The sequence below is a fragment of the uncultured Bacteroides sp. genome (genome assembly GCF_937912035.1).
In the GTDB taxonomy this organism is placed as follows: domain Bacteria; phylum Bacteroidota; class Bacteroidia; order Bacteroidales; family Bacteroidaceae; genus Phocaeicola.
Map to the genome: position 1 here is coordinate 162,845 of NZ_CALDPF010000022.1, position 12,940 is coordinate 175,784.

At 36.2% G+C, this 12,940-nt stretch carries 5 protein-coding genes; 1 reads left to right on the plus strand and 4 read right to left on the minus strand.

Translation table 11 applies throughout. From position 1 onward, the window contains the following. Window positions 1-83 precede the first annotated feature (83 nt). The 4 genes from Q0486_RS03795 to Q0486_RS03810 all read right to left on the minus strand — a co-directional run bounded on the left by Q0486_RS03795 (window position 84) and on the right by Q0486_RS03810 (window position 8,340). Window positions 84-1,583, minus strand: coding sequence for a sulfatase (locus Q0486_RS03795; RefSeq protein WP_299230394.1), 1,500 nt, complete (start codon window positions 1,581-1,583; stop codon window positions 84-86). 73 nt (window positions 1,584-1,656) lie between these two features. Then, a complete protein-coding gene (locus Q0486_RS03800) occupies window positions 1,657-3,060 on the minus strand; it encodes an alpha-L-fucosidase (protein ID WP_299230375.1) in 1,404 nt (467 codons plus the stop codon). A 145-nt stretch (window positions 3,061-3,205) separates the two neighbouring features. After that, window positions 3,206-5,113: a RagB/SusD family nutrient uptake outer membrane protein gene (locus Q0486_RS03805; RefSeq protein ID WP_299230377.1), complete on the minus strand. Its 1,908-nt coding sequence runs from the start codon at window positions 5,111-5,113 to the stop codon at window positions 3,206-3,208. Window positions 5,114-5,133: 20 nt separating this feature from the next. Further along, window positions 5,134-8,340, minus strand: a complete 3,207-nt coding sequence (locus Q0486_RS03810) for a TonB-dependent receptor (protein WP_299230379.1) — start codon at window positions 8,338-8,340, stop codon at window positions 5,134-5,136. A gap of 248 nt (window positions 8,341-8,588) precedes the next feature. On the opposite strand from Q0486_RS03810, the gene Q0486_RS03815 reads away from it, so the two are divergent. Next, window positions 8,589-12,686: a response regulator gene (locus Q0486_RS03815; protein WP_299230381.1), complete on the plus strand. Its 4,098-nt coding sequence runs from the start codon at window positions 8,589-8,591 to the stop codon at window positions 12,684-12,686. Window positions 12,687-12,940 lie beyond the last annotated feature (254 nt).

A 12,940-nucleotide genomic window follows, 5' to 3' on the forward strand; every position in this document is an offset into this window, starting at 1 on the left:
TTCTATGCCCTAAATCTGTTCTTAAGACATAGAACTTTACCTATAAGATTTATTTATTAATACGAGAATCTCTTACATCTCATTTAATCTACTTCATCAGGCCATGGAACAGGCTTGCCTGTAGCCTTTAAAGACGGACGTTGAGCACCTACTTTTCTCAAATATTGACCTAAGTTTTCAGATAGTTCTTTTACTAGAGCAGGATATTCAGAAACTAGGTTATTATTCTCTCCTATGTCATTTGGGATATTATAAAGTTCCTTCTTCCCTGTTTCATAGAAATATATAAGTTTCCAGTCACCTTTCCTCACAGTACAGGTAGGACCGATTCCGGGACCATCTTCCCCCCATAAGTTAGGACAATTCCAATAAAGGCTTCTATCCTCTGACGGCTTTCCATTTTTCTTAAGATATGGAACAAAACTTACACCATCAATAATCTGAGGAGCCTTATATTCTGTAACACCTGCCATTTCAAGTATTGTAGGATAATAATCCTCTGCTATAACATAGTCATCACACCGGCTTCCCGGTTCTGTAACTCCAGGCCAGCTGACAATCATCGGTTCACGGATACCTCCTTCATAAGCTGAGCCCTTGCCACATTTAAGAGGTGCATTCTGTGTAAATAAAGGCTCATCACGCCACTCGCTTCCTGTTGCATATCCTCCATTGTCACCCATAAAAAGAATAATAGTATTATCTGCCTCACCATTCTTTTCAAGCCAGTCCATAATATCTCCAAGACTCTTGTCCATGCCCTCTATCAATGAAGCATATGCAGCCTCTTTATCGGACATACCTTTTTTCTTGTATTTATCAAAAAAGCGCATATCCTTATCTATTGGAATATGAATGGCATAATGAGACATATATAAATAGAAAGGCTGATTATACTGTTTAGCTTTATCCAATGCCTTTATAGCTTCCAATGTCAATGCTTCTGTAACGAATGTTCCGGTCTTCCAATATTTCTCCAATCCTGGAACAGACATAAGCGATGTAGGATTACCTTGATCATCATGACCATAACTCAACTCACTCAGATAAGTAGCCAATCCACCTGCCGCATGCCCAGAGATATTTGTTTCAAACCCGAAATGTGTAGGATTTTCCCCCGGAGTATCTATAGCTCCCCAGTGAGCCTTTCCACAATGAATAGTATGGTATCCACTATCCTTCAGATACTGGACAAATGAAGTTCCAACAAATGTATTGTTTGTACCCGAAACCTGTGCTATACCATTATAGTTCCAGTCCGGCATCATAAGAACATCACTAGTGCGGTCTGTTGATTTATTCTTCTGAAGTGTCCAGTTTGTAACTCTATGACGTGCAGCATTAGCACCGGTCATGATACTACATCTTGTAGGGGAACTAATGCTGGAAGCATATGCCTGTGTAAACAACATTCCTTGTCTGGCAAGACGTTCCATATTAGGAGTCTCATAAAGCCTGTTGAAATCAGTTTTCTGAGTCCAAAAAGGAACTGACGTATCCTGCCACCCCATATCATCTACCAGGAAAAAGATAATATTAGGCCGACTATTCTCTTTTTGAGCATAAATATGCTGCAAAGGCATAGCCGAAAGTAAAGAGAATGCAACCCATGAGCCAGATATTGTATAAAATGATTTTTTCATAACGTTAAAAGATTTATTCAGAACAATAATATACACTGAAATTAGTAACTACCGGTGTATCCAGACACCCTTTTATCTCAAGGCGAACAGCATCTGTTTCTACTGTTTCGAATGATTCAATTCGCTTATTTCCAACAGATGAACCTTCACAGACTGTTTTCCATTTACCATCTACCTTAACCTTTACCTGATAACTACGAATGCGCTCACCAAACTGAATATCCTCCTGAATCATATAATAATTTACAGGTTGTTTTTTATCAAGCCTAATTGTAAATGACTTCTTTTCACCGGCAACCTTGGACAACGGTGTTTGGAAACGTCTGTTTATCTCCGTTCCCCACTCTTGCAGGCGTTTTACATCACCATCAGGAATAAGACCGTCAGGATTTGGTGTCAATCCAATCATCAATGTAGCATTACGACCTACAGATTTTTCATACATATCCATAAGATTTTCCAAAGGATATACAGCCTTATCATCATCACCAGGCTCCCAAAACCACTCATGTCTTCCATTATAGCCACGCAGAGGAGCATCAGCCATCGCCGGTACCCAATATTTACCGTCAGGATCTCCATGAACCAACAAACGAGTGTGTTCATTCTTATCTTCAGTTGCATTGCTATGACTAAACGGATAAGGGAAAGTACTCCAGCACGGATAACCCACTGTTCCGCTTTCAGAGCCACCCCATCTCAAGTCAGCACGGTTCACATTATGATAAAAAAGACAATTTGGCTGATACTTGTTCACAATCGGTTCTACATCAGGTCCCAAGCCATTAGGATCGTCAGCACCACCGTCAAACCAAATCATAAACAACTCGCCATAACGGGTACAAAGTTCCGTAACCATTTTCTCACAAAGCCGTTTATACCATAGTTGTCGGTTACGGGCAAATTCTCCTTCGCCTTCTGCCTTAAAATTATGAATACCCAATAATGAATTCCAACGGATACCTATGTAAATTCCAGGCTGAATATCATATTTACGACAAGAGTTTACAAAATCACGAACTATATCGCCTTTACCATCTCTCCATTTTACGGCCTTCAAACAATAAGGATTTACATCACTTTGCCACAGACCAAACCCTGTTTCATGTGTAGCAGTAAGCACAGCAAATTTTGCTCCTGCCGCCTTTGCCGAACGAATCCACTGGTCTGTATCCAGATGTTCGGGATTGAAAATATTATAATCTTCAATAGGATTTATACGATTATTACCCTGACCGTATACAATACCGTCAAAAACATGAAGATCGTAATGAAAAACTACGCCCATCTCTGCCTGATGCCATTTAAGCTGACGAGCTGCAGGCACAGGATATGAAAGTTCAGGCGACTTAGAATAACCTGAAAAACAGATTACAGAAGTAACCGATAAAATCAACAATACTTTATTAATAAACATAGTTATAAGTTTTTTATATAGTCACTATTACCTATTTTTATACAAATATAATATTTATAAAAAAGACACACCTATAAGCTATAAGCAAGCTAATCATGGCGTGTCTTTTTTAATTCATTTTAATTCAATAATTGAAAAAACTTAATCACTCATTGGCAAACCCGCCAGCCTTAACAGGCCATCCTGGATTTTGGTAAACGACTGATGTAGAAACATCACCACCTGGTTCCGGAGTTGACATACGAAATACGTCATAAGATAATGGAGAAAGATAATTAGCTTCTTCAAATGTATAACCATCTTTTGCTGCCACATTATTCCAGTATGGACGCAAATATTTACCATTTTCTGCTTCTGGAGATGGTTTAAAAGTATCATCAATTTTTGAATACTCAGTATACATACTGCTCCAATAGTTTAAACCTTCGGTATGATAATTCTTCATCATATCTAAAGCACGCCAACGATACAAATCATCAAGTCTCATACCTTCAGCGATAAATTCACATCGTCTCTCTCTACGTATATTATACAAAGTCTTGTCTATAAGTTCAGTTCCTGAATATTTAGCAAGGTCAATTTCTTTATTCAAATCTGTTGCATCAATTGTAGCTTGGAAATCATCACTTACTCCTGCTCTAACACGCAGACGTTTCCAATACTTTTTACTATACTCATCAAGAGAAGCATTTTTCATATAATCAGCCTCCATGTAATTCAAATAAGCCTCTGCTACTCTGAATATAGGTAATCCCAATGGATATGGAGAATTAATCTGAACATCATTATCTATCCATCCTTTTCTTGGTATATATCCAGTAGGAGTTCTGCTAATAGAACCCGTACTAGTCAAAGCAGGATATTCGAAATAAATATTACCGATAATCTTATCACCAGGCTTAGCCATAGAAGTAGCCAGACGCTGATCACGGTTTTCTACCACAGCATCCAATGTTGCATCTCCTTTATATTCATTTCCGGCAGCATACCAAGGCTTTCCACTTTGCATAAGGAAACTTTCTATCAAAGAACGTGTGTATCCTGTACCTGCACCATTAACGCGAACAACATCTTTTCCTTCAGAATTCTTTGTAATTGTATTACCATGTGTAGCTCCAACTACGTTATTCTGCACTTTGGCATCAGCACTGTACATACGCCATAACAGAATCTCATTCTGAGAAGAATAGTCGACAGAATTGAACAGACCTGCATAATTCTGTTCAAGTTCCACAGGCTCAGCTACCTCTTTTGCCTCTTTCATAGCCTCATCAAGGAAAAATTCAATCTCCTGATCCAAATTTCCATTAAAAGTACCACCCGGCCAATTTGGGCCACCAGGAACACGGGGAGTATTTTTATGATAAGTTTCCCATGAGGCCTCATACAACGCAACCCTAGACTTAAACAATCTGGCACTTTCTCGGTTCAAACGATGATTTGTTCTTCCATCTGATTTTGGTAAAAGATTATTTATGGCATTATCCAAATCACTCAATATAAATCTAGCCACTTCATTACGTGGTTTTCGTTTGTTTGCCTCTACATTGGCTGCATAATCACCATCAGTCAATACTTTTGTCAATATAGGGAAATCACCATAAGCTTTCAGATAATTAAAATAAATATAAGCTCTGAAAAAATACATTTCGCCAATATACTGTTTTACCATATCTGAACTTGTCAGAGTTCCGTTTTTCAAATTAGCCTCAGTCTGTGCGAGGAAAAGATTACAATCTCTTATAGCACCAAAGTTACCATAACTTCCACTTTCAGGAACCTGTATACGCTGAGGAATAAAGTTATTATTAGGATTCTCACCAGCCTGATTATCACTATTATTATCAGTGGCAAAATAACCAAATGAATTTGTTGCTGTACCATGATCAGGCAAGAAATCATATTTTGCATTACAATATGGCATCAATTGGTTTTCTGCTGTAAAGAAACCCTCATTAACATTATCAGACAATGGAGCTTTTTCAAGAAAATCTGAACATGACACCATAAACATGGCTGTACCAAACAGTCCAAAAATATATTTTAATTTCATATCAATCTCATTTTTTAGTTTTACAAAGTAATATTTAAACCACAAGAGAATACACGACTCAAAGGATAAGTCATACCATTCTGATAAAGAGCCTCAGGATCGAAATTCTTGTTCAACGATGTACCTGTCCACAAGTTATCACCGGAGAAGAATATACGCAAACGTTCAAGACCCGCTTTCTTTACCCAAGATTTAGGGAACGAATAACCAAACTGCAGATTCTTCAATCTTATATAAGCCGCATTCTGTAAATAACGAGACTGTACATAATGATTCTGGTTGTTGTTATATATAGGACGAGGGAAGTATGCATCTACATTAGTTCCAAGAGGGTCACCTTCAGGACGGAAGAAGTTCCAATGTTCTTCATATCCAGTAGAACTCCACTCATTACCGTTCATACCCCAGAAAATCATACCATCAATCCATGCATCACGTTTAGCTACACCCTGGAACATAATACTAAAATCAAAACCTTTGTACGAAGCGCCAAGATTCAAGCCAAAACGGAAACGAGGAGTATCATTACCTATTACTGTTTTATCACCAGGATTACCAACATTACTCTCACCATTTGTAATCTTACCATCACCATCCAGGTCTTTATACATAATATCACCTGCCTTCCATTCTTTAGTACCCTGAGCTATCTGACTTTGATCAACTTTTGCAAGATGTGCCTGCATTTCTTCGTCAGTCTTCGCCATTCCTTCTGTCACATAACCCCAGATTTCACCTAGTTCTTTTCCTACCCAATACGTACCACTAAAGCTTTTATTTGGATTTGGATATTCTGTAACATGTGTACGGGAGTCTGATAAATTGAATGCTACATTATACGATAGTTCTCCAATTCGGTCCTGCCAGTTCAACTGAAGTTCCCAACCTTTTGTACGTAAAGAAGTATTGTTAAGACTTGGAGCCGCAGCACCTACGATAGGTGAAATTTCCATTGCCGGTCCAACCATGTCCTTTGTGTCACGGATAAAATAGTTGAAATAACCGCTCAAACGATTGTTAAATGCACCGAAATCAACACCGTAGTTATAGTTGTAAATACGTTCCCATGTCAACAAAGAACTTACCAATGCCGGAGAATAAGCTATATTTGATTTATTCATAGTATCAATCAACCATCTTCCTCCTGCATCAGGAGTTCCTACAGTGATATTCTGGATAGAGTATGTAGGATACCAGTTATTAGTATTCTGATTTCCCAAACTACCGTATGAGAAACGAGGTTTCAATAGATTCACATAATCCGAAATCGGTTCCCAGAATTTCTCACGTGCTATATTCCATCCTAATGATACCGAAGGGAACGTAGCCCAGCGGCTGTCTGCACGGAATCTTGATGAACCATCACGACGGATATTGAACTCGAAAAGATATTTTCCATCAAAATCATAATTCAAACGACCGAAATATCCTAATGAGGCCCATTCTCCCAATGTCTCATCGTTACTGCTCACACCATTTGAAGTATGTATACTAGGATTACTGTCATTGATAACGTCCGAACGTTTCGCCCATACTGTTGCGTATTTATAACTTTCACTGTTGAAACCAACCATAAACTTAAAGTTATGCAAATCATTCAATGTAAGATTATAGTCTGCATAAACAGAAGAGGTTATCATAGTATTTCTGGATTGTTCACTGTAAGCCCATGTTTTACCAGCAGCCAAATCGGCATCACCACCTAACCATTGTTCTGGTATCGGATTATTGTTTTTATCATACAGATAAACTTTTGCCACATTATATCTGTGCTGATAGCTTCCAGTACGTAAAGCTATATCACCATGAATAGTCAAGCCTTTCAAAGGAGTAAGAATCAAACTACCTTGAGTAAAATATGTATCATCAGTTGTATTTGAACGTCCGCCTGAAGTAAGTTGCATTAATTTAGGGTTACGGGTATAATGTCCATTATTATCATACAACGGCATATTCGGATGAAGTTTTGTAGTTTCAGCGAAGAAACGATCACCATAAAGTTTCAAGAAAGTTGGCATACCAATATCTTCACGAATAAAACGTGTATTAACTTCCATACGCATCCATTTCGTAATATCGGCACTGATTCTGGCACTGGTGTTATAACGTTTCTTTAAATCATCAGCATAATTCATCTGTCCTTCCTGTGACATGAATGCTCCAGATACATAGTATTGAATCTTTTCATTACCTCCTGACAATGACACATTATGTTCCTGTCCGAAAGCTGTCTTGTCTATAAAATTTCTTGGCCAATTCTGATTATCATTCGACTGGATATTAAATACAAAACAGTTACCGTTCTGAGACAGTGCAGGGTCTGCCGTTTCAGTAATCTCACCATTCATAAACTGTTTGATACGTTCCATGGTCTTATCTGAAAAAATATGATTCATACCAGTACCTGAGTTATCTGCTGCCCTGTTAAAATACTGAGCAAAAGTATATGAATCAAGCATATTAGGAATATTAGTCGGTCTTGACCAGCGGAAATTATTGGAATACTGAACCTGAGTTTTTCCTTTTTCTCCTTTCTTTGTTGTCACAAGAATTACACCGAATGGAGCACGCGAACCATAAATAGAAGCCGATGCTGCATCCATCAATACTGAGATATTTGCAATATCTTGTGGATTCAATGCATTGATATCTCCTTCTACACCGTCAATCAACACCAAAGGCGAGGCACTGGAACCTGTACCAAGGTTACCAACACCGCGAATATTCATTGTAGGACTGGCATCAAGCTTACCACCAGCATTAGGTACACCAATATTAAGACCAGGAACAACTCCTTGTAGAGCCTGACCGACAGAGGATACCGGTCTTGATTCTAACGTCGCTTTATCAACAGATGCAACAGCACCGGTAAGATTTACTTTCTTCTGTGTTCCAAAACCTACAACTACAACTTCATCAAGTGCCTGCGTATCCTCCTCAAGTAAAATCTTATAATCGGTCTTACCACCTGTTACCAAAATCTCCTGAGTACGAAAACCGATATAAGAAACTACAAGTTTATTACCTACGGCAACATTCTCAAATACAAATTTACCTTCCAAATCGGTTATACTTCCATTAGATGTACCTTGAATCAATACTGATGCCCCAATAATAGGTTCATTCAGTTTTTTGTCCAATACAATTCCTGAGATACTCATATTCTGTGCCAAAATAGGAAGCCCTAGAAACAACAGAAAGAGTAAAAAGGCTAGTTGTTTTTTCATAAATAAAAGTTTAAAGATTAATATTAGTATAAATTCACAACAAACAAAATATGAAAGGTATAACAAAGCCTTACACATCCTGTTTGTTTTGCAAAACTATTAAATCGCCTATCTATATTTGGTCGGTAAATATTGCATTAACAGTCGGTATTCTTATTATTTTCACTAAAAATCAAGTTATTTTCATTATAAGACTATGATTTTATACAGTTTTTTCATTCCTTTGTATAACATAAAATACTAATAATATGAAAAAGACTCTCTATATATTACTAAGTCTATTATTACTTACTCTAAAAATACAGGCACAAAATCTTCTTAACTTCAATGTTCTCAATATGGAGGATGGTCTCTCGGACAATACAATACTATCTATAACAAAAGGACCTGAAGGATTTTTGTGGTTTGGTAGTAGTAGTGGACTGAATCAATATGACGGCAAGACAGTAAAAGTTTTTAAAATATCACAACAAACAAATAAACCCATAAATAAAATTATACCTTTAGATTCAAACTTCCTTATTATACTTTCTCAGAACAATTTATACTTGTTCAACAAACAGTTTGAAAAATTTTCATCTATTATCTTTCAAAAAGAAAAATCAGAACAAGATATTATAGACTTCTCGCTTGACACCAACAATCAATGTTGGACAATCACTAAAGAAGGATTATACCAAATTGATTTGTCAGAAATAAACATAACTGAGAGTTCAGACTCGATATTTATGAGAAATGATAAGATAGAATATTCTAAAAAGAATCTTGAAGTAATATATACTGATCCTAACTCCAATAATACATTTCTAGCTTCATCCGATGGAAAAGTCCTATCATTAGATACTAATAACAAAAAAGTCAAATATATTTGTACTATACCATTAGAAAAACAATTCAGTATTTCTTCTTTATTCTATGATATGGGACAACTATGGATTACAACCTTAGAAGAAGGTATATTCCTTTATGATATGGTATCACAAAAACTACAACACTGGACTTCACCCAATAACGGAAATCCCGATCAACTTTCTCACAATGATGTGTATCAGATACTGCCATTTGATGAAGGGAAATATATAGCTTTGACATGGAATGGTTATACTATGTTTGAACGAATGAATGACAACACTTATCGATTGAATGCTCACCATTTTCCTTACAGTCAGTATCAATATGCCGAAACACGTATGAAAACAGGATTCTATGACAAAGAAGGATTGATATGGATAGGGACTGAAGGTGGTGGTATTCTTTATGCTGATTTAAGAGAAATTTTCTATAAACAATACATTCAGAAACATGCCAATGAAATCAGTAGTATACTAATGGACAACAAAGACTATATTTGGCTAACAACATTTCACAAAGGTCTTATGCGAAGTATTGAACCGTTTGACTTAAAGAAACAATTGGATTTTGAAAAGATTAATATTCCTCAATTTAAAACAGAGACCCTACTGAGCGGAGTAAGTTCTTCCAATAATAAACTATGGTTTGGTACATCAGAAGGAACACTGATGCGCATTGATCCAACTGACGGAAAATGTCTTGACTATATATCACTACATCATCCGTTACGGCTTAAAACTAATATATGGAGTATACTTCCAATATCCGAGGATGAAGGATATGCAGGTACAGAAAGCGGACTTTTCTATATCAACTGGAGAAAACACGAATATAAATTCGTTGACTGGAAAAACAGTATTCAAGAATCAAGTACCTCTATAAGGGCCATTACTATTGACAAAACCCAAAGGTTGTGGATAGGAACTTACAATGGGTTAGTAATGCTTCAACCTTCTGAAAGCAATCATAATACATTCTATCAAAGAAAAGACTATGAGAAAGACTTCGATAAGTCTATAACATATAAAGAAATACGTGCTTTATATAAAGATTCAAACGATATTTTATGGATTGGATATTCAGGTAGCGGGCTTGCAAAATTTTCATTATCGGAAAATAAAATTGTAAATCTGTACACTACAGAAGACGGTCTGTGCAGCAACTTCATAACTGCGATAACCGAAGACGAGAACCAATACATCTGGATAGGATCAAACTCTGGAATATCACGATTCAGCAAACATGTCAATTCATTCTACAACTACTATATATCCGGGAGTAACAGATCCGTTTATGCACAAAATGGATTGTTATTTTGGGGAAATCATAGTGTGCTAACCTATTTTAATCCACAAAAGTTAAATATTGATTATACAGCTAAACAAGGTAAAGTTTATTTCACTGATTTGGAAGTAAATCATGTACCGGTCAAGATAAATGACACTATAAACAATCAGGTCATTTTAAAAGAAGCTTTAAACTATACAGAGACTATAAAATTAAATTACGACAATAGAAATTTCTCTATATCATTTACCAATTTATCATATCTAAACAAACAACAAAAATATCTTTACCGTCTTTATCCATATCAGAATAATTGGATAATTACAAATGAGGCGAACAAGATCTCATACGATCATGTTCCTGCCGGTGAATATACTTTTCAGGTAAAAACTATCTTTCAAAATCAGAAAGTAGGACCATTATGCGAGATGAAATTCATTATCACCCCGCATTGGAGCGAAACTGTGTGGTTCCGTCTGATAATAACATGTATTGTCTTCATATTAATCATTATGGCAATACGCTATTTCTATATCAAACAGAAAAGGAAGCAACATGAATTAAAATTAGAGCATGAGCTTTCTATCGCAAAAATGGAACGTGACCAGGAAATTGAACTTAGAAAAGAACGTGAATCATTCTTTACTACTACTGCACACGAATTACGTACACCACTTACACTTATCATTTCGCCACTACAGGATTTATTAAACAGAATAAATTCTTCACATCCATTTTATGGGAAACTGTCACTTATATTAAAATATGCTTTAGGCCTACAGACACAGACTGACAGACTTCTTTATATTCAAAAGATAGAGGCCGGCATGGTGAAACTACAATTATCCGAAATAAACATAAACCATTTATTGGATGATATCGCACAAGATTTTGTTATACTGGCTCAGAAACAAAATATAAATTATGAATATAAATCCATTGATAATGATATTCATATATGGGGTGACAGGGAAAAACTTTCCTCTGTAATACAGAATCTTATTTCAAATTCATTCAAATACACACCTACAGAAGGACATATAACGGTTTCACTAAGCAAAAAAGAAATCGACAGACAATTTTTTGCATGCATAGAGATTGAAGATAGCGGATGTGGTATTGATCCTAAAATAAAGGAAACTATTTTCAACTCATACGAAACAGGGAATAACACTCCATTATTCTCTTCATCTATAGGTCTGGGACTTAAAATAGCCAAATCCATAACCGAAATGCACCATGGACAAATACTGGTTAACAGTGAAAAAGGACATGGAACAACATTCTTTGTACATATTCCTTTAGGAAAAGAACATTTCAAAACAGATGAATACTGCATTGTCAAAACAGACGAGCAAATAAAAAATACTGATATTTTACCAGTTTTAAACGTTTCAGAAAAACAAGATTCCGAAACCAACAACTATAAACGAGGCTATACAATACTTATAATTGAAGATAACAAAGACATGAGACAATATGTTTCTTCTATTTTCCAGAAAAACTATAAAGTTCTGCAAGCGGAAAATGGCGCAGAAGGTCTGGAAATGGCAGTAAAACATAATCCGGATATTATTATTTCCGATGTTATGATGCCTGTTATGGACGGTCTGGAGTTCTGTTCTCAATTACGGAACAATCAACAAATAGCACATACTCCGATAATCATGCTTACAGCCAAGTCTGAAGATGAAGACTACATTCAAGCATCAGAATCTGGTGCTGACGATTATATTCGTAAGCCTTTCAATCCCGAAGTCTTATTATCAAAGACTAAACATTTACTAAAAATGCGAAGGCAACTTAAGCAAATATATACAAAGGCTTTACTAAATACTCCAAAACAAAAAACAGAAGAAGATACAGAAACCAATATAGATCCATTTATGCAACAAATAATAACCTGTATCGAGGCTAATATCAGCAACAGTGATTTTAATGCAAAACAGTTGGCAGATATAATGAATATGAGTCAGGCCACTCTATACCGTAAACTTAAAAAACATACTGATCTGACAGCTGTAGAACTAATACGAAATATGCGAATGACACAAGCAGCCCTACTACTAACTAACAGCAAATATTCTATTGTTGAAATAGCAGAAAGAGTAGGATTTAACGATCTCCCAACCTTCAGAAAACATTTTACTGATATGTTTGGTACCTCACCATCCAAATATCATGAAAATCATTCAGAGAAACTGTAAAGTAAAGGTTTCAATCCAGGATTTATACTAATCATAACTGATATCACAAAAAAAGCTGTCCCATTTCTGAGACAGCTTTCTGTTTTATATTGTAATATTAAATTACAACTTTGGACCAGCAGCAACAAGAGCCTTACCAGCTTCGTTTCCTGTGAACTTAGCGAAGTTCTTGATGAAACGTCCAGCCAAGTCTTTAGCTTTTTCTTCCCACTGACAAGCGCATTCGTAAGTATCGCGTGGGTCAAGGATCTTAG

What these genes read in the sequence shown, in the direction of transcription:
- Q0486_RS03795 (WP_299230394.1), bottom strand. Translation starts at nt 1,583, where the DNA reads ATGCCTTTGCAGCATATTTATGCTCAAAAAGAGAATAGTCGGCCTAAT.
- Q0486_RS03800 (WP_299230375.1), bottom strand. Translation starts at nt 3,060, where the DNA reads ATGTTTATTAATAAAGTATTGTTGATTTTATCGGTTACTTCTGTAATC.
- Q0486_RS03805 (WP_299230377.1), bottom strand. Translation starts at nt 5,113, where the DNA reads ATGAAATTAAAATATATTTTTGGACTGTTTGGTACAGCCATGTTTATG.
- Q0486_RS03810 (WP_299230379.1), bottom strand. Translation starts at nt 8,340, where the DNA reads ATGAAAAAACAACTAGCCTTTTTACTCTTTCTGTTGTTTCTAGGGCTT.
- Q0486_RS03815 (WP_299230381.1), top strand. Translation starts at nt 8,589, where the DNA reads ATGAAAAAGACTCTCTATATATTACTAAGTCTATTATTACTTACTCTA.